Genomic DNA, 22,374 nt, shown 5'->3' with positions numbered 1-22,374 from the left:
ACGCGGGAGGAGGATCAGGACTCCGCGCCGAAGCGCAGGCGGAAGTCCCGCAGCACCAGGCTGAACAGCGGCGGTCTGCGGACGAGGCGGCCGAGCGGGCTGCTGTCGGGCACCGCCCAGCGCGCGGTGGCGAGGGCGACACCGGTCCTGGTGCGCACCGGGCTGGTCCTGGTCCGCCCGTCGAGGGTCTGGGCGACGTGGTACGTGAGAGGCCAGCGGCCCGGCAGGCGTCGGATGCGTCCGAAGGCGGCGGTGGCCAGGAGGCCGTCGTCGGCCTTGGCGGACGCGCGCAGGCCGGCCGAGCGGTCCAGGTCGAAGGACGCGAGCTCCTTCGGGATGCCCCACAGCTCCCGCCCGCCGGCCATCGAGGCGGGGCTGTCGACCCAGATGTCGGTGATGGTGACCCGGGGGCGGGCGCCGTCGCGTACGAGGACGGCGGCGAGGAGCTCGTCGTAGTGCAGGACGCTGTCCTGCTCGTACACGACCCACGCGACGCCGGCCACGCAGCGCCCGGCGACGGTGACCGGCCGGGTCCCGGGCGGGAGGCCGGGCGGCAGCACGTGGCGTGGTACGAGCCACAGGGACAGGTACATCTGCCCGGCGAGGTGCCAGGGTTCGGGCGGGTAGGCCGTCACGGTGGGTCCTTTCGGCCGGCGGCCCGTCCCAGGCGCAGCGCGGCGGGTGCCGTGGCCGGCACGGAGGGCGTGCGTGGGGGGACGGGTGCCAGGGTGCGGTAGGGCTCGCCGGGGGCGGGCCGGGGGTCGGGATCGCCCTTGTTGGGCCACAGGGCGGTGGCGCGTTCGGCGAGGGCGGTGATGGTGAGGGAGGGGTTGACGCCGAGGTTGGCGGAGAGGGTGGAGCCGTCGACGACGTGCAGGCCGGGATGGCCGTGCACCCGGTGGTAGGGGTCGACGACGCCCGTGTCGCTCGTGGCCCCGATGGTGCAGCCGCCGATGAGGTGGCCGGTGGTGGGGATGTCGAAGAGGTCGGCCCACGTGCCGCAGGGTATGCCGTCGATCCGGCGGGCGGCCTGCCGGGCGGCCCGGTGTCCGGCGGGTATCCAGGTGGGGTTGGGATCGCCCTCGCCGGGCCGGCTGGTGAGCCGGCGCCCGAGCAGGCTCCGTCGCGTGTAGGTGGTGACCGAGTTGTCGAGGGTCTGCATGACGAGGAGCACGAGGGACTGCTGCGCCCAGCGGCGCGGGTCGTGCAGGGCGGGCAGGTCGCGCAGGTTCTTCGCCATGGCGGCCAGGCCCAGCAGCAGCCGGGAGCGGCCGGGCACGGGGTCCACGAGGGTGGCTCCGAGCAGGCCCAGCAGATTGCTGCCGCGTCCGTAGCGGACCGGTTCCACGTGGGTGGTGTCGTCGAGGTGGACGGAGGAGGTGATGGCCACGCCCCGGGTGAAGTCGGCGTGCCGGTCGCGGGAGCGGGCGGCGAGCACCGCTTCGGAGTTGGTGCGGGTCAGCCGCCCCAGGTGCGGGGAGAGCCCCGGGAGCGCCCCCGTGTCGCGCAGTCGGTGCAGGAGGCGTTGGGTGCCCAGGGCGCCCGCGGCGAAGACGACGTGCCGCGCGGTGAGGGTCCGCTTGCGGCGCCGCAGGGCCCGGCCGGTGCGTACGGAGGTGACGGCCCAGCCGTCCCCGGCGGCGCGGACGTCGGTGACGGTGCGTTCCGCGTGTACGTGGGCTCCGTTGCGCTCGGCCAGACCGAGGTAGTTCTTGGGCAGGCTGTTCTTGGCGTTGTGCCGGCAGCCGGTCATGCAGGCCCCGCAGTGCAGGCAGGCGGCCCGGTCGGGTCCCGCGCCGCCGAAGTAGGGGTCGGGGACGACGGTGCCGGGCGCGCTGCCGGGCGGCCCGAAGTGCACGCCCACCGGCGTGGGGCGGAAGGTCTCCTCGCGGCCCAGGTCGCGCGCGGTCTGCCTCAGTACGTGGTCGGAGGCGGTGACCAAGGGGTTGAGGGTGACGCCGAGCATGCGGCGGGCCTGGTCGAAGTAGGGGGCGAGTTCGGTGCGCCAGTCGGTCAGGGAGGCCCAGTGGGAGCCCTCGTAGAAGGCGGCGGGCGGCTCGTACAGGGTGCCCGCGTAACCGAGGGACCCGCCTCCGACGCCCGCTCCCGTGAGCACGAGCACATCACCGAGGAGGGTCATGCGCAGGATGCCGGTGCAGCCGAGCCGGGGCGCGAAGAGGTAGTCGCGCACGTGCCACGAGGTACGGGGGAAGTCGGCGTCGTCGAAGCGGCGCCCGGCCTCCAGGACGCCGACGCGGTAGCCCTTCTCGGTCAGCCGCAACGCGGTGACGCTGCCGCCGAACCCGGAGCCGATGACGAGGACGTCGTAGTCGAAGGCCGTCGCCGTCATGGGCGTTCCTTCGTCATGAAACCGGCCATGAGGGGGATCACCAGCCTCTCGATCGCGGCGCGCCGTGCCCCGGGCCGGTGCTCGGTGAAGGCGACGGGGCCGGCGAGGCCCGGCGTGAAGGGGGCGAGCGCCATGTGCGGCAGGAGCAGGAGGAGCAGGGAGAGCAGGGCGTCGGTGTCGGCGTCCTCGCGGATGTCCCCGGTCTCGACGGCGCGCTGGACGAGGGGCCGCAGCCCGGCGAGGTAGAGGCCGTGGACGGGGGCGCGCACGGCTTCCCTGACGGCCGGGTCCATCTCCATGTTGGTGGCGGCGGTGACGCCGCGCTCCAGGGGGTGGGTGGCGAAGTAGTCGACCCAGGCTTCCAGGGCGTCGGTCAGGTGGGTGGTGAACTCCTTCGTCCCGTCGTATCCGTCGAGCCACGGCTGCATGGCCGCGTAGATGCGCAGCGAGGTCTGTTCGGCGACGTACGTGAACAGGTCGAGTTTGCCCGCGAAGTACTGGAAGAGGGATCCCTTGGCCACTCCCGCCGCGCGGGCGATGACGTTGAGGCTTCCCGTGGAGTAGCCGTGCGTGCCGAACTCGTCCATCGCGGCGACCAGGACCCGCTCGCGCCGGGCGGGCGAGAGGTGCGTCCAGGTGGAGGTGGGCATGGGGTGCTCCCGCTCTATGACCGGGCGGTCATGTGACCGCCCGGTCATCGTCGCCAACGCACCGGCCGATGTCAACGCCCATGCAACACAGGCTGATTGACAATCCATCAGTTCCGGTCCCACCCTATGACCACCCGGTCACATGACCGCGTGGTCACCCTCGTGCGTCTCTCGTCGGAAGGCTCGTGATGAAACGCGTCTGTGTCATAGGAGCGGGATCGTCGGGCATCGCCGCCTGCCAGGTCCTCGCCGAGCGGAAGATCCCGTACGACTGCTACGAGGCCGGCTCCGAGGTGGGCGGCAACTGGCGCTACCTCAACGACAACGGCATGTCCTCGGCGTACCGCTCCCTGCACATCAACACGTCGCGGCAGGTCATGGAGTACGCCTGCTTCCCCATGTCGGAGGCGTATCCGGTCTATCCGAGCCACTTCCACATCGCGCGGTACTTCGACGAGTTCGTCGACCACTTCGGCCTGCGCCCGTCGATCACCTTCCGGACGGAGGTCACCGGCGTCGAGCCGTCACCCGCCGGCCGCCCCTGGTCCGTCACCACCCGGCACCGGGACACCGAGGAGGCGACCACCCGCTCGTACGACGCGGTACTCGTCGCCAACGGCCATCACTGGAAGCCCCGTTGGCCCGAGCCGCCGCTGCCCGGCTCGGACTCCTTCGCCGGGTCCCAGACGCACTCGCACCACTACAGGACGCCCGAGCCCTTCACCGACAAGCGGGTCCTCGTCCTCGGAATCGGCAACTCCGCGTGCGACATCGCCGTGGAGACCTCGCGGGTGTCCCGGCGGACCTTCCTCGCGATGCGGCGCGGCGCCCACATCCTGCCCAAGTACCTCTTCGGGGTCCCCACCGACCATCTCACCGGCTCCTGGCTGGCCCGCGCGCCGCTCGCCGTCCAGGACCGGGGGCTCCAGCTGCTGCTGCGGCTCAGCCGTGGCCGGCTGAGCGACTACGGCCTGCCCGTCCCCGCCCACCGCGTCCTGGCGGCCCACCCGACGATCTCCGACGACCTGCTGTCCCGGCTCGGCCACGGCGACATCACCGTCAAGCCGATGATCGAGCGCCTCGACGGTGACCAGGTGCTCTTCACCGACGGGTCGCGCGAGACCGTGGACGCGATCGTCCACTGCACCGGCTACGCCATCAGCTTCCCCTTCCTCAGCCGCGAGCTCATCGACCCGGCCGGCAACGACATCGGGCTCTACCGGCGGGTGGTGGACCCCGATCACCCCGGCCTGTACTTCATCGGACTCGTCCAGCCGCTGGGAGCGATCATGCCGCTCGCCGAAGCGCAGTCGCACTGGGTGGCCGACCTGATCGAGGGGAGGTGCACGCTGCCCGGGCGAGCGGCGATGCGCCGCGAGATCGCGACGTACCGGGCCCGTACGGCACGCCGGTACGTCGCTTCCTCGCGTCACACGATCCAGGTCGACGCCCTCGCGTACCTCCGCGAGATCAGGGCGGAGCGCCGCCGCCGTGCACTCAGTACGCCTGCTCCACGGTGACGTTCCGGTCCGTGGCGTCGCCCCAGTACCGCACGTAGGAGGCGGCGACGGGGTCCCCCAGCGACGCCTTGAGCCACAGGGCGGACCACCGGCCGGTGGCCCGTATGCCCTCGGTCTGGTCCAGGGTCTGCGGAGAGGCGTCCGGGGCCGCGCCCGGCGGGTTCTGCACGTCGGTGATCCCGAAGTGGTTGGCGCCGTGCAGGCCGACCAGCGCCTTGGGCTTGAAGGACAGCGCCCGGTAGGTGTCCCGCGCCGCCACGGGCGCGGCGACCCCGTCCGCGTCACCCTGGACCAGGGCGACCGGCACACCGGCGTTGTCGATGGGGCCGACCGGCCCGCCGCCCCGCGGCACGCCGTTCGTACCGAAGAAGGCGGCGGCCTTCAGCTGCGCCGGCTTGACCGCCCCGGGCGGCAACCCTGCGCAGAAGGGCGGCACGCACTGCCCCTGAAGAGTGGACAGGCCCGCCGCCCCTCCGAACGAATGTCCCAGCAGCGTCAGCGTGCCGGTGTCGATACGGCCGGCGACGGGGCTGCCCACCCGGGCGTTCTCCGCTTCGGCCCAGGCGACCGCCGTGAGTGCCTGGTCCGACGACGCCCACAGTCCGGGCACGCCGAACACGGGGCGCTCATGGTTGGGAACGACGACCACGAACCCGAAGGCGGCGACCGTACGGGCGAATCCCGCATAGTGCGACTTGTCGACGTTGGCGCCCTGGAGGAGGAGCGCGACCGGCAGCCCGCGGTTCGTCGTCGCCGGGTAGTACACGTCCGCCGCATCCACGCCGACCCTGGCGGCGTACGAGCCGGTCGGGAACGTCGTCGGGTTCTCAGGCGTCACGGCCGCGCGGGCTTCGGTGGGACTTCCGAGCGCCGCCATGAGCGCGACGCTCATGAGCCCCACGACGATGCCGCGACGACGGCCGTGCGAGACGAAGGGAAATGGACGTGCCATCGGGACCCCGATCCTCGAGTGGGATGACGAAGAGGCGTCCGGCGGGTCGAGCACCGCGATCATTCCGGACCCGCCGGGCCACGTGTTCCTCTTGCAGAAACTTTGTTTCCCTACACGCAGTTAACTGTCACGGGGACGCGTGCGTCAACCGCCCGGAGCCACTTGCCGTACGCGCTCCGGCCGCGCTCCCGCGGGGGTGCGCGCACCCTGCGCCCAGAGCCGCTGACGTCCCCCGCACACGCCGGGAGCACGCCGAAAGGGTGCCCCGCGTACGTGCGTTCGCACGAGCGCGGGGCACCCTTGTCGATCCGGCGGGAGTCAGTTCCCCTCGGTTTCGAAGGTGCGCAGCAGGTCGGCAGCGACGCTCACCGCAATCGTCGCGGGTTCCTTGCCGGTGATTCCGGACAGCCCGATCGGGGTCTTGATCCGGTCGATGGTGGCCTCGTCGTGACCGCCCTCGGTGACGAGGCGTTTACGGAACCGCACCCACTTGGCCGCCGACCCGATCAGCCCGATGGAGCCGAGATGGGTGGTGCGCAAGGCGGCGTCGCACAGGGCGGCGTCCTCGGCGTGATCATGGGTCATGATCAGGATGTGGGTGCCGTGCGGCAACTCCTCCAGCACCTCCTCGGGCAACAGCGGCGTGTGGTGCACGTGCACCTGCGCCACCGCGTCCGCCAGCACATCGAGCCGCTCCTCGGTGAGAACGTCGGAGCGGCTGTCGACCAGATGGAGGTCGAGGTCCTGACGTGCCAGAATGCGCGCCAGTTCCAGCCCGACGTGCCCGACGCCGAAGATCGCCACCGCCCGTACCACCGGCAGCGGTTCGAGCAGCACCGAGACCGTGCCGCCGCAGCACTGCACGCCGTGCTGGTTGGTCACCTTGTCGTTCAGGGCGAAATCGATCAGCTCCGGCTCCGGCTTGGACGCGGCGATCATCTCCCGGGCCCGATCGATCGCGACGGCCTCGACATTGCCGCCGCCGATCGAGCCCCACGTCCCGGTCCGCCCCACGACGAGTTTCGCACCGGCGTCGCGCGGGGCATGGCCGCGCACGGTCGCGACGGTCACCAGCACGCCGGCCTCCCGGCGTGCTCGCAACCGTGCGACCGCGGCGACCCACGTCATGTCAGGCACCGCTCGCTGTTCTTGCATCGGTTCGCATCCTGCTGCTGGCGGCGTTCCCGTCTCCGGTGTGCCCATGGGTGACAAGCCCCTGGTGGGCGTAACCGTTCGGGGAGGCATCGGCCCGGCGGGCCGCCTGGATCGCCCAGTACACCGCTTCCGGCGTGGCGGGCGAGGCCAACTCGACGCTGACCCCGCCCGGCCCGAACGCGGCGGCGGCCTGCCGCAACGCTTCTCGTACCGAGAACGCCAGCATCAGCGGAGGCTCACCCACCGCCTTGGACCCGTATACCGCGCCCTCTTCGGTGGCGTTCTCCAGAAGCGTGACGTTGAACTCCTCCGGCATCTCCGAAAAGCTCGGCAGCTTGTAGGTGCTCGCGGCCTGGGTGAGCAGCCGGCCCCGGTTCGGCCCGTCACTGGCGTCCCAGCGCATGTCCTCGAGCGTCAGCCAACCCGCGCCCTGCACGAAACCACCCTCGACCTGACCGATGTCGATCATCGGGGACAGGCTGTCGCCGACATCGTGCACGATGTCCACCCGCCGGATGCGGTAGGCGCCGGTGAAGCCGTCCACCTCCACCTCGGCCGCGGCGGCGCCATGGGAGAAGTACTTGAACGGCGAGCCCCTGAAGGTCTTCGCGTCCCAGTGCAGCCCCTCGGTCCGGTAGAAACCGGCCGCCGACAACTGGACTCGCTGGAAGTACGCGGTACGCACCAGGTCGTCCCAGGCCAGCTCCTTGTCGCTGCCCAGGCTGCGCGCGACGCCCTCGACGATGCGCACGTCCGAGGCGTTGGAACCCAGCTGGGTGGCGGCCACCTGGAGCAGCCGCTCGCGCAACTGCTCGCAGGCGTTCTTCACCGCCGCGCCGTTGAGGTCCGCCCCGGCACTGGCGGCTGTGGCGGAGGTGTTGGGCACCTTGTCGGTCCGGGTCGGGGCCAGCCGCACCTTGTGCAGCGGGATGCCCAGTGTGGTCGCGGCCACCTGCAGCATCTTGGTGTGCAAGCCCTGGCCCATCTCGGTGCCGCCGTGGTTGATCAGGACCGAGCCGTCCTTGTAGATCAGCACCAGCGCGCCGCCCTGATTGAAGGCGGTGAGGTTGAACGAGATCCCGAACTTGAGGCCCGTGAGCGCGAGTGCCCGCTTGGTGTTCCGGTGCGCGGCGTTGAAGGCGGCGATCTCGCGCCTGCGATCGGCGATGCCGGCGTTTTCCTGGACCGCCTGCCAGACGGCGGAGATGCGTTCGGGCTGAAGAACCAGCTGTCCGTACGGCGTCGACTGACCCTTCTGGTAGAAGTTGCGCTCCCGCAGCTCCATCGGATCCAGGCCGAGCAGCGGCGCGCACCGCCCCATGATGTCCTCGATCACCAGCATGCCCTGGGGTCCGCCGAAGCCGCGGAAGGCGGTGTTGGAGACCTTGTTCGTCCTGGCGATGCGGCCGGCGATGCGCGCGTTGGGGATCCAGTACGTGTTGTCGATGTGGCACAGCGCGCGGGCCACCACCGGCTCGGACAGGTCCAGGCTCCAGCCGCCGTCCGCGGTCAAGGTGGCGTCCAGGGCCCGGATACGGCCGTCGGCGTCGAAGCCGATCTTCCACGCGGCGTGGAATCCGTGCCGCTTGCCGGACATGGTCAGGTCCTGCGTCCGGTTGAGCCGCAGCCGGACCGGCCGGCCGGTCAGCTTGGCGCCGAGCGCGGCGACTGCCGCGAACCCGTGCGGCTGCATCTCCTTGCCGCCGAAGCCGCCGCCCATCCGCAGACACTGCACGGTCACCTCGTGGCTGTGCAGACCGAGCACGTGCGCGACGATCTCCTGGGTCTCCGAAGGATGCTGGGTGCTGCTCTGGACGAACACCTGCTCGGCCTCGTCGACGTAGGCCAGCGCCGCGTGCGTCTCGAGGTAGAAGTGCTCCTGATCGGAGAACTGGAACTCACCCGTGAACACGTGCGCGGAGTCGGCGAAGCCGGCGTCGACGTCGCCGGTCAGCATCACGGGCCGAGCGCCGTGAAAGCTGTCCGCCTCCATCGCGTCCTGCAACGTGATCACGGAGGGCAGTTCGTCGAGTTCCACCTCGACGGCCTCCGCACCGAGCCGGGCCGCCTCCAGGGTCTCGCCGAGTACCCAGGCGACCGCGTGCCCGTAGAACATGACCTCGTCGGGGAACAGCGGTTCGTCGTGCTTCATCCCGGCGTCGTTGACGCCGGGCACGTCGGCACCGGTCAGCACGCGGACCACACCGGGCACGGCCAGCGCGGGCTCGGTACGCAGCGCGGTGATCCTACCGTGGGCCTTCATGACCTGGACCGGGTAGGCGTGCAGCACGTCCTTGGTGCGGTGGACCAGGTCGTCGGTGTAGAGAGCGGTGCCGGTGACATGCAGGGCGGCGCTCTCGTGCGGCATCGGGACACCGACGACAGGCTTCTCGGGACGCTCGGACAGATGGCTCATGACGACACCGCCTCGGTGGTTCGCGCGTGCAGCTTCAGCAGGCTCTGGCCGAGCATCGCGGAGCGGTAGTCGGCGCTGGCGCGGTGATCACTCATCGGTGTGCCCTCGGTTTTCAGCACCAGGGCCGCGGCCTCGGCAGTCTCCTGCGCCCACGGCCGGCCCTCCAGGGCCGCCTCGGTGGCGAGCGCGCGGATCGGAGTGGCGGCCACACCGCCCAGGCCGATGCGTGCCTTGCGGACGATGCCGTCCTCGATGTCGAGCGCGAATGCGACTGCCACGCTGGAGATGTCGTCAAAGCGCCGCTTGGCGATCTTGTGGAAGGCCACGACCGGCGACAGTGGCAGTGGGATGCGCACGGTGCGGATCAGCTCGCCGGGACGGCGCACGCTCTGCCGGTAGCCAGTGAAGTAGTCCGCCAGCGGGACCTCGCGCTCACCGTCGGCGTCGGCGAGCACCACCGATGCCTCCAGCGCGAGCAGCACCGGCGGACTGTCACCGATGGGGGAGCCGGTGCCCAGGTTGCCGCCGAGGGTCGCACCGTTGCGGATGAGCCGGGACGCGAACTGCGGGAACAGCTCCGCCAGCAGCGGGACGCCGCCCTGGAGGCGGCGTTCGATCTCGGTGAGCGTCAGCGCCGCACCGATGTCGATGGACTCGGGTCCGACTCGTAGCTCACGCAGTTCGGGCAGCCGGTCGACGGCGACCACGCAATCCGCTCGGCGGGCACGGATGTTCACCTCCACGCCCCAGTCGGTGGAGCCGGCGACCACCACCGCGTCGGGCCGTTCGCGCAGCAACCGCAGCGTCTCGGCCAGGGTGCCCTTCCGCACGAACACGCGCCCGTCCTGGGCGTATTCGGTGGCAGTCGGTGCGGGCGGGGCCTGCTCGCGACGCCGCGCCAGCGGGTCGTCGTCGGTGGGTTCCCCCACGGCGAACGCGGCATCGCGAATCGGGCGGTAGCCGGTGCAGCGGCACAGGTTTCCGCTCAGCGCGTGCAGATCGAAACCGTTCGGGCCGTGCTCGGGGTCGGTGCCGTCGGCCGGATCCGTGTGCGCGCAGCGGTCGGGCCGGTAGTACTCGGCGGCCATGCTGCAGACGAATCCCGGCGTGCAATAGCCGCATTGGGAGCCGCCACGGACCGCCATCTCCTCCTGCACCGGGTGCAGGGTGGGTGGCGTGCCGGGTTCACCGGCGGTGGCGAGGCCCTCGGAGGTGATGACCTCCTGGCCGTCGAGCGCCGCGACCGGGACCAGGCAGGCGTTGACCGCCACCCAGTCGGTGGGCTTGTTCACCCCGGGGCGGGCCACCAGGACCGAACAGGCGCCGCACTCACCCTCGGCGCAACCCTCCTTGGTGCCGGTGAGGCCACGCTCGCGGAGGAAATCCAGCACTGTGGTGTGGGGCGCAGCCGGTGAAATGGGTGCTTCTTTTCCGTTGACCGTGATCCGCGCCGCTACCATGACAGGCCTTCGTTTCGGTGCGCGATGGATCGGTTCGTCATGTTGGCCAATTTCAGGCAGCTTTCTGTGTTCAGAGGCGCCGCGTGACAGGAGCGGGCGCGAAGTGGCACGCAACAGCGACGTGCCATGAGGTGGTGAAGGAAAACCAGGAATGTGCCACGGCCGGGCACATCAGAACGGCGTAGTCAGCAGCCGTGCGCGATACGACCCGGAACCCAGACCGTGCTGTGGGCGAGGCGACTCAGATCAGAGCTGATGTACATCCGCTGGTCGCCTCCTCTCGGTCGTCATGGGTCGACGTTGACCGCAAATTAGTGGCTGGCGCCACCGCGGTCAAGAGGTCGGCCTCTGCCTCTGGCGGACCGATCTGCTTCGAGGCCGGTGCGCCGCCGTGGGTTTGTTGTCTGCTGACGGTCATCGTGCAGTTCCCTTCGCGGCGCAGGTGAGGTCCGCGGTGGGAATCGTTCCGTCGCGCAGGTAGGTGTTGACGGCCCGGTCGGCGCGCGGGACCGCTGTCTTGCCCTCGGCGCCGCGCCCGTACATGCCGCGCGCCCGGATGTCCGCGGTCACCAGGCGTCGAGCCCTTGAGCTTGCGGTGCAGTGCGAGAGTGCCGTCGTACGGAACGTTGTTGTCCTGCCGGGCCTGGAGCATCAGGACCGGCAGCCCGTTGCCGATCCGGGTGACAGGCTCGCGGGGCTGGGACTTCCAGAACGCGCAGGGCGCCGTCATGTCGTTCACGAGCGGGCCGAACACAGGCTGGGTGTCCCGACTGCGGGCGATGTTCCAGTACGTCTCCGGGTCCTTGGGCCAGCCGCCCGCGGGCCGGCATCGGTCACCGCACATGAAGACGGCCCCACCCGTGCGCGACGCCGTGCGCTCCCCGACGCGCCGCGTGCACAACGATCGTAGGAAGAGGCGGTGGGAGGGACCATGGAGCCGGCGGGACCATGCACACGGGGGCAACCCCCAGTGCGGGCGGCCATGTGACGTCAGCGGCGAGGGCGCTACGAGTCCGACGGACCAGAGAGCCGACCGGAAACCCTCCGATGCAGTGGCTTGGTCGCCGCCGTGGAGGACGCGGCGACGGACGGCCTCGTCGCTGAGACTGGCCGTCCGGGCTGCCGGCACACCGGTCGTCCAGGGCGCCCGGTGGTTCGCAAGAAGAGCAGCAAGGTGGCTCATGGATGCTGTTCTCCGACCGCCCTCCCCATCCACCGCTATGCTGTAACAGCATCTGTTGCAGCGAGGAGGAAGTGATGGCGGCGAACAGCCGATTGACGATCGCGACCCATGCGCTGACCTGGCTGGCGTTGGCGCACCGCCGCGGCCAGGAGGTTCTCACTTCGGAGCAGGTCGCCGCCAGCATCAACACCAACCCCGTGATCATCCGGCGCAGCCTCGGTGACCTGCGGCGAGCCGGGCTGGTGGAGGTCCGCCATGGCGCCGGTGCGGGCTGGAGCCTGGCCCGTGGGCCGGAGGAGATCACTCTGCTCGAGGTGTACGACGCCGTCGGTGCGCAGCCTCCGTTCGGCCTGCACCACACCGAGCCCAATCAGGAGTGTCCGGTCGGCCGGGGCATCCGGCCCGCCCTGGGCGAGGTCTACGGCCGGGTCGAGCAGGTCATGCGGCAGGAGCTCGCGGACACGTCGATCGCCGATGTCCTTCGCGAGACGCTGATGAACTAGCCGACGGGGCCCTGCGTCGGGTCGTCGCCATACCGCTTGTTGTAACAAAGACTGTTCCAACGACTGAACGAGGAGTGAGACTGGTGAACGCCCTACGGTGTCCGGTCGTCGAACTGCGGCAGTACACGCTGCGCCCAGGACAGCGAGACGTACTGATCGACCTGTTCGACCGGGAACTCGTCGAGCCCCAAGAGGCGGGGGGCATGACCGTCCTGGGACAATTCCGCGACCTGGACGACCCCGACCGGTTCGTCTGGCTCCGCGGCTTCGACGACATGCCGCGCCGGGCCAAGGCGCTGGAGAGTTTCTACGGCGGGCCCGTCTGGCAGGCGCACCGCGACACGGCGAACGCGACGATGATCGACTCCGATGACGTCCTGCTGCTGCGACCGGCCTCGCCACGCGGCGGGTTCCCCGTGCCGCCCGGCACCCGGCAGGCACCCGGCGAGCCGCCGGCATGGCCACCGTCACTCGTCCTCGCCACCATCTGGTACGGCCGCCGCCCGTTCGACGCCGCCTTCGTCGAGTTCTTCGAGCAGCGGATGCTCCCCGTACTGGCCGAGACCGGCGGCGAGCCACTGGCGTACCTGCACTCGGAACACGCCCCCAACACCTTCCCGGCGCTGCCGGTCAGGACGAACGAGGAAGTCTTCGTATCGTTCGCACGTTTCACCGACGAAGACCACATCGACGACCACCTGAATCGCTTGCGGCATTCAGAGCGCTGGCGCCAGGAGGTGCTGCCGACCCTTTCGGAACGGTGTGCCAGAACCCCACAACGGCTACGGCTGGCGCCCACGGAACGCTCCACACTCCGGTGAGCCCCGTAGTGCTCAACCGCTGATCCCTGACCGAGCGCCGAAACGGAACGCGAGCGGTACATCAACCGGGCTGCGGCACCCGGGAGGTGCGGCCGGCTGGAACCGCTGCCCGGCAGCCGACGAAGCCGGCCGATCGGGGCCGGCCGCACGACTGCCCGGCGGCATGATGAACCGTGACTTCCTTGTGCACCACTGCCTGGAGAGGGCGGGGAAAAGGCTGGTGACGCGGGGCGCAGTCGGCCGGCCGCAAGCAGACGCAGACGATCGATATTCAGTGGCGGGCAGTGTTGGTGCGCACGAGGATGCCCGGATGGACTCAGGTGAGCGCATTGACGAACCGGAGGTACCCCGGTGGACTCAGTCAACCGTCTACCCCGACATGTGGGTGGATCCGGACGACGACCCTCGCGAGAGCGGTACCGAGCCCGTCGATGAACGCAGCACGCTGCTCGACGGCCTGCGTCACTACCGTCTCACCCTGGAAATGAAATGCGCCGGCCTGGACGCCGAACAGATGGCCCGGCGCTCCGTACCGCCGTCCACGATGTCCCTGCTCGGCCTGGTGCGACACATGGCCGAGGATGAACGGCACTTTCGCCGGTTGGCCGGCGAGGACTCGCCCAGGATCTACCGCACCGCCGAAGACCGCGACGGCGACTGGAACGGTGCGATTGCCGACCCGGCGGTCGTGGAGGACGCATGGCGTCAGTGGCGGGCCGAGAGGGAACTGACCGACCGGTTCATAGCCGGCTGCGCCGACCTCGGCACGCCACCCGGTGGAGAGGCGCAGCTTCGCGACATCCTGGTGATGCAGATCGCGGAGTACGCGCGACACTGCGGCCACGCCGACTTCCTGCGCGAGCGGATCGACGGCCGAGTAGGCCAATGATCAAACCCCCGCAGAGCAGCCCGGGCGGCACTCGCATGACGACCTGGGACCAGGGGCGTGCACGGCGGCGCTGCGGAACGTAGTCATGCTGCCCTGGTCAGCTGCTGGTGCCGTGTGACCCAGAACCCGGCAGCGCGGCGGGGACACCGGCGCCCCTGGTCCATCCGAACCGCCTCCACGCGCGCTCCTCCCACCTCTCCGACCTGCTGCGAGTGGCCTTCTGCAGAAGATACGGTCCAGGTGGCGGGCGTCGGCGTCCGGCAACATCGGGATGGCCGCACGGCTGACATGACCGACGGCAACGACGCCTCCGCCATTGCGGTGCGTTGCCGGCAGGACGAACTGATGGGTGTGCCGACTGCAGCCGTCCACGACCGGCAAGAGCGCCCACCACCGAAACCCGGCTCCGCTTCGTCCCGCCTCGCGATCAGCCAGCTCGGCGCGGCGGACCGCACGAGCATCCCAGCCGGCCTCCGCAAGATGTCCTACGAACCCTTCCGCCGCCCATTCACACTGCACCCTCCCCCGCTGACAGCCACCGGCGAGCAGCCCCGGCTGCCCGGCTGCCTCGACTGCTGGTCTGCCTGGTTGGCTGCCCCGGGATACTCCGGGCGGCCAACCAGTGGATGAGGTCGCTTGCGATGTTTCCGATGTCGGATTCGGTGGTGACCTCGTGTTCGCGGCGCGTGGCATCGCGGAGGACGATCTCGTAGCCGCCCTCGTCCAAGACGGCGACGGAGGCGAACCAGGCTGGGTCGTCCTCATCGGGCTGGATGACCACGAAGGTGTTGTCCGTGTCGTTGAGATCGTCGATCAGCATGAACAGCGAGTCCTCGGACGGGTCATCGATGTGCTCGCCGTTCTCGCTGTCGGCGCAGTAGTACCGACTCCCCATCGGGCGCCCCTCTCCTTGTGTCGACGTGCAGTGCCGTGGCCACAGACAGCATGGCGCGCGAGGAGTACGCCTTGTCACCCGGGACCCCGCAGTGGTCGTCTGGGGGTCGGGCCAGGACCGGTACTCAGCCGGAAGATCCCGCCACGGGGCACCGGTCCTCACCCGTCGGCGGATACCGTCGATCAGCCTCCGCCGACACGCCGGACGGCCTGCCGACCTGCGCGACAGGCAGCAGCGGTTCCAGCGCTGCCCACTGCTCATCAGGGACATCCCCACGCCCCACCCCGAAATCATCACGACACGAGACGTGGCAAGAAACCCTGTTCCGAACACGGCCTAGGCGCTCAGGCGCTCCACGGCTCGGTAGACGCGCAGCTTGCATCGAACGGTCCGGGGAGGGATGTCAGCCAGGATGAGGCGTCTGGCGCGGTTCCCGAGGCCAACGGCGTGTATGTCGACGATCCGCCGGCCGACGCCGTCGTCGAAGGGAACGATGTCGCCCACCCGCAGTTCCCATGGCATCGCCTCTGTTGCCACCATCCCTGATGGTGGCCGCGGCAAACTGGGCGCGATGTCCGGTCCGGTGCTGGTGTGTGCGTCGACCGACCCGGCCACGATGATCCACTGGTGCGTCACGAACGCAGCCTTACCCCACCGCAGACCCCGCCATTCGAGACCGGTCGCGCTGGTTGGCCTCTCCCTCGGCGCTCTCGCACCCGACTGGCGGGGTCTGCACCTCGTGGCGCTCGATCGAACCGTCCGCGAGTCGCCTGTGTGATCGCCTTGGAGGCGACAAGAGATCGGCTTCGCCCACGGAGCCCCGACCACGCCCCGCCTTCTCCGCCTCGGCGTCCCGGGGAGTCGTGGGCCGTCCGTCAGGTTGGGCGTCGTGGTGCCGGGCGGAGCACCGCTACCGCCGCCGCTGTGGCGGCGGGGCTGATCACACCCATGGGCTGCACTCGGCTGCCGTGCGGTGGTCCGGACCGAGCGGCGCTGCTGGAGGCGGCAGCGCTCTTCGCCATCGGTGTGGTGGACCGGCGGCGAGACCAGCCACGCCCTCCCCGCCCCTGCGCCGGCTCCTGGAGCCGTCGGCGAGTGAGGACTGTCCAGTGGGTCACGAGCGGAGCCATGGCCTGAGCTCTTGCCGCACCGGACCTCGACCGTCGAGCAGAGAGCCGTTTCCAGGCCAGAGCCACGGTGCTGTGCAGACGCGGTGCAATGCCTGGAGTGAGGTGGGGGGAGGCCGTCGTAGACGTGGATCTCGCCCCAGCTGTGCACGTGGGAGCTGGTGGTGATCCGGCGGCCGATCCGGTCCAGGTCGAAGCGGCGGATTCCGGGGACGGTTCAGACGTCCCAGGTGACCGGGAGTTTCTTCACCCCGAAGATGTCCGCGGCCTCGGGGCGCAGGGCAACCTCTTCGGCCGGCAGGGCCAGGCGCAGCGTGGGGAAGCGGTTGAGCAGCGCGGAGAACGCGACCCGCATTTCGATGCGGGCCAGCTGCTGGCCCAGGCACAGGTGGATACCGTGCCCGAAGGCCAGGTGCCCGCCGTCCTGCCGGTGGAGGTCGAGCACGTGCGGGTCGGTGAACCGCTCGGGGTCCCGGTTGGCGGTGCTGTAGGACAGGACAACAGTCGTGCCGGCCTCGATGGTCTGGCCGCCCACCTCGACGTCCACCAGCGCCGTCCTCATGAACGACTTGGCGACGCTCAGATACCGCAGCAGCTCCTCCACGGCCCCGTCCACGAGCGCGGGATCGGCGCGCAGTGCGGCCAGTTGCTCCGGGTTCTGCAGCAGCGCGAAGGTACCGAGGGACAGCATGTTCGCGGTGGTGTCGAACCCCGCCGCCAGCAGGATCAGGCTGATCCCCTGCAACTCCTCGTCGGTCAGGTCACTGTCGGTGAGTTCGCTGAGCACGTCGTCGGTGGGGTTCGCGCGCTTGGCGGCCACCAGCTGTGCGAGGTAGTTCTGGGTCGCGGTGTAGGCCGCTATCAGGTCCTCGTCGTTCGTCTCCCCATTCATGAACGTGTCGATCTGTTCCTGGAAGGAGTCCCGGTCCTCGTAAGGCACCCCCAGCAGCTCACAGATGACGATGGTGGGGATGGGCTTGGCGAACGCGTTCACCAGGTCCGTCGGGGGCCCGGCCTTCTCCATGGCGTCCAGGCAGTCGGTGGTGATCTGCTCGATCCGCTCGGTGAGCAGTCGCATCCGGCGTGCGGTGAACCTTCCCACCAGCGGTTTGCGGTAGCGCCCGTGCTGTGGTTCGTCCATGAGGAGGAACTCGCCGGGCGGCGCCGGAGGGATTTCGAAGTCGACGACGTTCAGGAGCTCTTTGCGCGAGCTGAACCGCGGGTCGGCCAGGACCGATCTGACCAGGTCGTAACCGGTGATCAGCCAGCCGGGTTTTCCGCCGGGGTGCGTGTAACGGCTGATGGGGCCGTGTCGGCGGGCGTCGATCAGCTCTGCCGGCGGGTCGAAGGGGCAACCCGGCCGACGCTCCGTCGGCAGTGTCGTGACGGTGTGGAGGGAGTCACTCATGGTCATTCCTCATCTCGCGACATTACGCGTTTGCTACGCATCGGAAGCTACGTTGCGTTCAGTGAGTCGTCAATCGCCCGAAGAGCGAACTACCAGGTCAGCAAAGGCTAATTGATGCAATGACGTTGAACCTGAATGCAACGCGGTGGTGCAATGGATGTCGGTGAAGGCAATATTGACGGCAGGCCGGGAGGACGGTTGGCCCAGCAGGAGCGCCTGCGCATCGCGCCCGGACCTGCCGAGCCGCACTCCTGAGCCGGGATCGCCGGGCGCCTCGACCGGCCACCGGGCGCCGATACCCACGGCGTGCACGGCAGTTGCAGCGCCAGGGCGCACCTGGCCGCGCCGGGCCCGGAGCCATCGCCTCCCGCGCCGCCGGGTCGAGGAGGTACTGCGCGAGGTCGGGCCCGCTGAGATGCCCCCCCCCCGCTGCGGCGGGCTCTCCCTCGCGACGAAGCTACGGATCGTGGGCTGTGCGCGCGCCCCTCGGGGATTCGCACGGGCCCGGCGTGGCACCAGTCCTGCGGGCGGCAGGCTTTGGCACCGAGGTGGTGCACGAATAGCTGGTCTGCACTCCCGACGCGCTGGTACTCCCCCGATCCGCCGACTCCCCACGCGTGGAGAGCCCGACCACCGACGAAGAGTACGCCGCGCTCGATGCCGCGCTCGCCGAGGCATTCGGCGGCGTCTTCGGCCCCTCCGCACCGGGTGCGACTCGACTGCGCCGCACCCAGCAGAGCGGCGGAGCGGTGCGCTTCGGCCGCGACCCGAAAGGCGGCTGCGCCGGTGGGGCGTCCTGCTCCCCTCCGGCCCGAGGACACCGCCGAGCTCTCGGGCGTCGGCACCCGTCCCGCCCACCGTGGCCGCGGCATCGCCATCGCAGTAACCGCCGCACTGACTGACGCGATGTTCGCCCAGGGAGGAGGATCGGTCCGGCTGGAGTACTCCGGAGCGGGATCCCGCCGCGTCTACGAGCGCGTCGGCTACCGGCCGCAAGGCGCCCGCCTCTACCTGTCGCTGTCCCCGGAGCAGTAGCGGCCCTGACGGCACACACCCGCTTGGGGGCAGCCGCCTGCCGCGCCAGGTCCAACCAGCAGGTGCGCTGCGAAAGCGACGGTCACGGCCACTGGTTGAGCGCCGTTACCAGCACCATGGGCTCCGCCGCGCGTCGCCTACTTGATCATGGAAAAGTCGGGATGGCTCAGCCAAGCGGCCAGGAACTCGCGGTCGCCAACGTGGCTGTACCAGCAGCCCCCGCCGTATGTGGCGTAGGGCATCTCCCACACCTGGCCCGGGAGCGCCGACACCAGATGCCGGGCTTCGGCAAGGCGCACTGCCTCCTCCTCGTCGGAGAGCTCGTGGAGGGAGCAGCGGTACCCGAGCATGCCACCGAAGTCGATCAGCGCGTCGAAGCGGTCGGCGAGGAACAGGGCAAGGTGCCCAAGGAGCAGGTGGTTCTCCCGCCCCCTGCAGTAGGCGAGCAGGGCCAGCTCCGCCGCGGGTGGACGGTCGAGCCCCGGGAACCCCATCTCCTGGTAGTCCTCCAGGGACTGCGGTCCAAGATGAAACGGCCCGGGTGATGGATGTGCGAGCCCGCGAAGGCCGATCGCCGAGGGGTTACGGACGTAGAACTCAAGCGATTCGTCGTTCTCGACCCGTACCTCACAGAAACTCTCCAACCACGACAACGCGTCGAGCGCACTTCGCTCCTCTGTCAGCCACAGCCCTGCGACAGGTCCGCCCATGGCATCCTCCTCAGTACGGCCATGCCGCTCAGCGTGACGTTGGGGAGGCGGATTCACCAGCGGTTTTCGGCTCCGAGACGGCCGTGGACGTACAGGTCGAAGCCCCTCGTCGAGCGCTGCCACCAGTGGTGCGGTTGTCCTGACGGCGTCCCACGCGGGCGCGGACCGCCACCCGGCCCGGTGCCCGAACCTGCTGGCCACTCCGGAGGTCACCCTCCAGGTCGGCGCGGGCCACCTTCCCGGCGACGGTCCCGGCCGGCCACGGCGGCCGAGTCGGCCCGCCCGCCTGTGGCCGGCGGGGGTGGACGCGATGCCCTCGTAAGCGGCCTACCGCACCGCGACCACCCCGGGAGATCCCCTTGATCCTGGAGACCCCGGCGAGGCGAGCGAGCTGACGGTCCTCCCAACGAGGTCCGCCCAGCGATACCCCGGACGCAGGAGTGCCTTCTGACCTGGATCGACACAACCCCTCGACACTACCGCTCATGATGCGGACACAGAGCCCATGTAAAACGCACAAGCCAGGAAGGCGGCCCCCGTCCCCGCAGCCACCCGCTCAGGACCGAGCGAAGGGCCGATAAGACTCAGACTTGTTTGACGAGTCCGATGGCCTCGATCTCGATCATCCACGCGGGGTCGGCAAGTGAGGAGACCTCCACGAACGACTCCGCAAGGTGCGGCTTGTCCGGGAAGTGCTCCGCGCGCAGCTTGGCATAGATGTTCTGCTGCCCGATGTCGGTGACGAACACCGTCGCCTTCACCACGTCAGCGAGGCCGGAGCCGGCATTCGTCAGTACCGTGGACAAGTTCGCGAGCGCCTGACGTGCTTGCGCCTCGAAGTCCCCAGCACCAACCGTGGACCCCTCACTGTCGATCGGCGCCTGTCCCGATGTGAAGACCAAGTTCCCGACTCGGATGCCGAGCGAGATACCGGCCGACTCATACCAGTCGGGGTCCGCGGAGACGCGTACACGCTCGGGGGCAGCCTGTGTAACGGACATACTGATGACACTCCCTCAAAAACAGATGCAGGAAGGCCAGGTGGCGCTCGTGCCACCCGACATGCTTCATGCGTCACAGCCACAGGACGTCGACGTTCATTCCCGAAGACCCGTAGAGCCGCTGCGGAACCAGATCGGTGGCGGGTGGCCGTGCGCGTCTTCCTGCCGGCGTTTCCTCTTCCGCTCTCCCGGCACCGGTCCAGCACGGCTCGCCTGGTGCACCGCAACGAGGTCAGTGAGCCGTGGGAGGCGGCGAACTCCAGGGGCGGGCTGCCACATTGCTATTGCTCGCTGATGTGCCGTGGCTGGGAAGAAATCGCGGTGACGATCGTGTTGCCGCTGTGCCAGTCACCATTCACAGGAGCTGCGAGGAGACGTGAGCATGACCGAGATCAGCACTGACGGCGACCTGGTCACGTACATCAATGTCTTCACAGTCGCTCCCGAGAATCAACAACGTCTCATCGAGCTGCTCCAGTACATGGCACGGGAGGTCATGCCGAAGCAGTCCGGCTATGTGCAGGCCAATATTCACCGGGGTCTTGATGGCACTCGAGTGGCCAACTACAACCAGTGGCGCTCGCAGGCGGATCTGGCGGCAGCGCGTGAAGATCCGGACGTGCGGGCGTGCATGGAGCAGGTACTGCGCATCGCCACGCTCGACCTCGTACCGTACGAGGTCGTGTCTGTACACCGGCGCTGAACGTTGTCCTGTAAATGATCTACGGCATGCTGGTTGACCAGCTTTGTTCCCGGTCGCCCGGCGAGGGTGCGGTTGTGCAGGCGGGCGATGCCGAGCATGGCGTGGTCTTCATGCGGGCGAAGGCATGTTCGACGTGGGCGCGGACCTTGCGGTGTGAGCGGTTGTGCTCTTCTTTCCCAGTCCACGGGAGCTCGGCCTGGCCGCGTTCACGGCGGTGCGGGATGGTCGGGCCGGTGCCCCGGTAGCCGCCGTCCGCGATCGCCGTCGTGTGGCCGACGGCGTCCTTGGCGCCGGACATTTCCCATGCCTGGCGGTCGTTGCGGTTCCCCGGGACCGGCCTGCCGACGGCGACGACGAGTACGCAACGACCAGCAACAGTCGGGCCTCCAGCGTCAGGCTCCACGACCGGCCCTTGCGCACCCGGTCCGCACCCTCGCGCGCAGCGGTGGGGGGTGGGGACACGGATACCAATCCAGTCCCGGGCTGGATGCCGGGGACCTTCCCACCCACCCCCCATGGCCGCGAGTCCCTCACGATCTCCGTCCGGCCCATCGCTTCGCACCGTATCCTGAGGCACTGACAACGCTTGCGGTCGGTGAAGGAAGGCCACGAGACCACTCGCGAAGCCAGTGCACCTGCCCGGGACAGCCTTTAGTGCTGTGGCCACAGAGGTTAACCGGGTTGATGAGCGCGGAAGCGTGGCAGCCGTCGGCCGGCTCCGCGTACGAGGGCGCGTCGTCCCGATACTCTGCACGCCGTGATCAACTCACATGCGATCCTTGACGATGCTGATGTTGCGATAGCTGCGGCGCGTGCGGGCGCAGAGGCTGTGCGCGCCAGGTACGGGCAGCGGCTCACCCGCATCGACAAGGGTGCCGGGGACTTCGCTACCGACGCCGATGTGGCAGCCGAGGAGGCGATCCTCGGCGTCATCCGTGCTGCGCGGCCTGAGGATGCGGTGCGTGGCGAGGAGGGCGGGCAGCGGGGTGTGGCTGACGCGGTGCGCCAGTGGCTGGTGGACCCCTTGTGCGGCACGCTCAACTACGCCGTCGGCAACATGCTGGTGGCCGTAAACGTGGCACTGCGCAATGGTCCGGCCGCGGTGGCCGATCCGTTCAGCGGGGAGGTCTTCTTCACTGACGGCGAGACCGCTTGGGCTCGGCGCGACGGGAGCGACACGCGGCTGGCGCCGACGGCTGCCACCCGGTTGGTGGACGTCAACCTGGATCCGCCTTTTCCGAGCGCGCCTGGATTCCGCGCTGTGGACGTGCTCGCGCACCCTGTGTTCGTCGAGCGCTTCCGGCCTCGGGTTGTGTCCACGACGCTGGCGCTGGCCTGGGTCGCGGCCGGCAAGCGCGCCGCATACGTCACCGACGGCGGCGACCTGACCGAGAGCGTGCACTTCGCCGCCGGCATCGCTCTGTGCCAGGCCGCCGGCTGCGTCGTCACCGGAATCGACGGCGCTCCGATCGGGCCGGCAGGCCGTGGGCTCGTAGTGGCCGCGGACGCCGAGACGCACGCGCTGCTGTTGTCGGTGATCCGCGGGCGAGGCTAGCGCTGTGACCTCGTAGATTGCGGCAGGTCTGATCAAACCGC

19 protein-coding genes and 5 pseudogenes are annotated in these 22,374 nt (G+C 69.6%); 8 read left to right on the top strand and 16 right to left on the bottom strand.

Annotation, left to right across the window (positions count from 1 at the left end):
- Positions 1-14: 14 nt before the first annotated feature.
- From ABT360_RS04160 to ABT360_RS04150, 3 genes are read right to left on the bottom strand one after another with little or no spacing between them, the layout of a single operon-like run.
- Positions 15-635 (bottom strand): acetoacetate decarboxylase family protein, encoded by a 621-nt coding sequence (locus ABT360_RS04160; protein WP_351810307.1) that lies wholly within the window; start codon positions 633-635, stop codon positions 15-17.
- On the bottom strand, positions 632-2,350 hold the full coding sequence (locus ABT360_RS04155) for a GMC family oxidoreductase (protein ID WP_351810304.1): 1,719 nt from the start codon (positions 2,348-2,350) through the stop codon (positions 632-634). Before ABT360_RS04155 ends, ABT360_RS04160 begins: the two co-directional genes overlap by 4 nt.
- Positions 2,347-3,000 carry a TetR/AcrR family transcriptional regulator gene (locus tag ABT360_RS04150; protein ID WP_351810302.1) on the bottom strand — a complete coding sequence of 218 codons (654 nt, stop codon included), beginning with the start codon at positions 2,998-3,000 and terminating at the stop codon, positions 2,347-2,349. The genes ABT360_RS04155 and ABT360_RS04150 overlap by 4 nt, the downstream gene beginning before the upstream one ends.
- 188 nt (positions 3,001-3,188) lie before the next feature.
- On the opposite strand from ABT360_RS04150, the gene ABT360_RS04145 reads away from it, so the two are divergent.
- Positions 3,189-4,520: a flavin-containing monooxygenase gene (locus ABT360_RS04145; RefSeq protein ID WP_351810299.1), complete on the top strand. Its 1,332-nt coding sequence runs from the start codon at positions 3,189-3,191 to the stop codon at positions 4,518-4,520.
- Here the strand turns inward: ABT360_RS04145 and ABT360_RS04140 are convergent.
- The 6 genes and pseudogenes from ABT360_RS04140 to ABT360_RS04115 all read right to left on the bottom strand — a co-directional run.
- On the bottom strand, positions 4,498-5,472 hold the full coding sequence (locus ABT360_RS04140) for a poly(ethylene terephthalate) hydrolase family protein (protein ID WP_351810296.1): 975 nt from the start codon (positions 5,470-5,472) through the stop codon (positions 4,498-4,500). The two genes, ABT360_RS04145 and ABT360_RS04140, sit on opposite strands and share 23 nt — an antisense overlap.
- A 318-nt stretch (positions 5,473-5,790) precedes the next feature.
- A complete protein-coding gene (gene xdhC / locus ABT360_RS04135; protein ID WP_351810564.1) occupies positions 5,791-6,600 on the bottom strand; it encodes a xanthine dehydrogenase accessory protein XdhC in 810 nt (269 codons plus the stop codon).
- A 1-nt stretch (position 6,601) separates the two neighbouring features.
- Complete coding sequence (gene xdhB, locus ABT360_RS04130; RefSeq protein WP_351810295.1) at positions 6,602-9,043, bottom strand: xanthine dehydrogenase molybdopterin binding subunit; 2,442 nt, start codon at positions 9,041-9,043, stop codon at positions 6,602-6,604.
- Positions 9,040-10,503, bottom strand: a complete 1,464-nt coding sequence (locus tag ABT360_RS04125; protein WP_351810561.1) for a xanthine dehydrogenase small subunit — start codon at positions 10,501-10,503, stop codon at positions 9,040-9,042. Before ABT360_RS04125 ends, xdhB begins: the two co-directional genes overlap by 4 nt.
- A 414-nt stretch (positions 10,504-10,917) precedes the next feature.
- Positions 10,918-11,073, bottom strand: a complete 156-nt coding sequence (locus tag ABT360_RS04120) for a hypothetical protein (protein ID WP_351810577.1) — start codon at positions 11,071-11,073, stop codon at positions 10,918-10,920.
- Positions 11,074-11,140: 67 nt separating this feature from the next.
- Positions 11,141-11,233, bottom strand: a pseudogene (locus ABT360_RS04115) (hypothetical protein); the annotation flags it as partial.
- A 527-nt stretch (positions 11,234-11,760) separates the two neighbouring features.
- Here ABT360_RS04115 and ABT360_RS04110 point away from each other — a divergent pair.
- The 3 genes from ABT360_RS04110 (at position 11,761) to ABT360_RS04100 (ending at position 13,899) form a co-directional block, all read left to right on the top strand.
- Positions 11,761-12,189, top strand: a complete 429-nt coding sequence (locus ABT360_RS04110; protein WP_351810558.1) for an Rrf2 family transcriptional regulator — start codon at positions 11,761-11,763, stop codon at positions 12,187-12,189.
- Positions 12,190-12,272: 83 nt separating this feature from the next.
- Positions 12,273-13,010 carry an NIPSNAP family protein gene (locus ABT360_RS04105; RefSeq protein WP_351810292.1) on the top strand — a complete coding sequence of 246 codons (738 nt, stop codon included), beginning with the start codon at positions 12,273-12,275 and terminating at the stop codon, positions 13,008-13,010.
- A 310-nt stretch (positions 13,011-13,320) separates the two neighbouring features.
- Positions 13,321-13,899, top strand: coding sequence for a DinB family protein (locus ABT360_RS04100; RefSeq protein ID WP_351810289.1), 579 nt, complete (start codon positions 13,321-13,323; stop codon positions 13,897-13,899).
- A gap of 574 nt (positions 13,900-14,473) precedes the next feature.
- On the opposite strand, the pseudogene ABT360_RS04095 reads toward ABT360_RS04100, so the two are convergent.
- The 4 genes and pseudogenes from ABT360_RS04095 to ABT360_RS04080 form a co-directional block, all read right to left on the bottom strand.
- A pseudogene (locus tag ABT360_RS04095) lies at positions 14,474-14,794 on the bottom strand (hypothetical protein); the annotation flags it as partial.
- Positions 14,795-14,905: 111 nt separating this feature from the next.
- Positions 14,906-15,077 (bottom strand): annotated as a pseudogene (locus ABT360_RS04090) (transposase); the annotation flags it as partial.
- 53 nt (positions 15,078-15,130) lie between these two features.
- Positions 15,131-15,430, bottom strand: coding sequence for a hypothetical protein (locus ABT360_RS04085; RefSeq protein WP_351810286.1), 300 nt, complete (start codon positions 15,428-15,430; stop codon positions 15,131-15,133).
- Positions 15,431-16,138: 708 nt separating this feature from the next.
- Positions 16,139-17,329 carry a cytochrome P450 gene (locus tag ABT360_RS04080; protein WP_351810284.1) on the bottom strand — a complete coding sequence of 397 codons (1,191 nt, stop codon included), beginning with the start codon at positions 17,327-17,329 and terminating at the stop codon, positions 16,139-16,141.
- A 786-nt stretch (positions 17,330-18,115) separates the two neighbouring features.
- On the opposite strand from ABT360_RS04080, the gene ABT360_RS04075 reads away from it, so the two are divergent.
- Positions 18,116-18,364 (top strand): GNAT family N-acetyltransferase, encoded by a 249-nt coding sequence (locus ABT360_RS04075; protein WP_351810281.1) that lies wholly within the window; start codon positions 18,116-18,118, stop codon positions 18,362-18,364.
- A 137-nt stretch (positions 18,365-18,501) separates the two neighbouring features.
- Here the strand turns inward: ABT360_RS04075 and ABT360_RS04070 are convergent, their stop codons facing one another.
- Positions 18,502-19,074 carry a DUF6368 family protein gene (locus ABT360_RS04070; RefSeq protein WP_351810278.1) on the bottom strand — a complete coding sequence of 191 codons (573 nt, stop codon included), beginning with the start codon at positions 19,072-19,074 and terminating at the stop codon, positions 18,502-18,504.
- A 100-nt stretch (positions 19,075-19,174) separates the two neighbouring features.
- On the opposite strand from ABT360_RS04070, the pseudogene ABT360_RS04065 reads away from it, so the two are divergent.
- Positions 19,175-19,396, top strand: a pseudogene (locus ABT360_RS04065) (nitroreductase/quinone reductase family protein); the annotation flags it as partial.
- Between the two features lie 262 nt (positions 19,397-19,658).
- Here ABT360_RS04065 and ABT360_RS04060 read toward each other — a convergent pair.
- Complete coding sequence (locus tag ABT360_RS04060; protein WP_351810275.1) at positions 19,659-20,075, bottom strand: RidA family protein; 417 nt, start codon at positions 20,073-20,075, stop codon at positions 19,659-19,661.
- A 382-nt stretch (positions 20,076-20,457) separates the two neighbouring features.
- On the opposite strand from ABT360_RS04060, the gene ABT360_RS04055 reads away from it, so the two are divergent.
- On the top strand, positions 20,458-20,778 hold the full coding sequence (locus tag ABT360_RS04055) for an antibiotic biosynthesis monooxygenase family protein (protein ID WP_351810272.1): 321 nt from the start codon (positions 20,458-20,460) through the stop codon (positions 20,776-20,778).
- A gap of 56 nt (positions 20,779-20,834) precedes the next feature.
- Here ABT360_RS04055 and ABT360_RS04050 read toward each other — a convergent pair.
- Positions 20,835-21,136, bottom strand: a pseudogene (locus tag ABT360_RS04050) (transposase family protein); the annotation flags it as partial.
- A gap of 399 nt (positions 21,137-21,535) precedes the next feature.
- Between ABT360_RS04050 and ABT360_RS04045 the strand changes: the two are divergent.
- Positions 21,536-22,333, top strand: coding sequence for an inositol monophosphatase family protein (locus tag ABT360_RS04045; RefSeq protein WP_351810269.1), 798 nt, complete (start codon positions 21,536-21,538; stop codon positions 22,331-22,333).
- Positions 22,334-22,374: the final 41 nt, after the last annotated feature.

This window comes from Streptomyces sp. NPDC000229 (assembly GCF_040300825.1).
Classification (GTDB): domain Bacteria; phylum Actinomycetota; class Actinomycetes; order Streptomycetales; family Streptomycetaceae; genus Streptomyces.
This window is presented reverse-complemented; position numbering and strand designations above follow the sequence as displayed.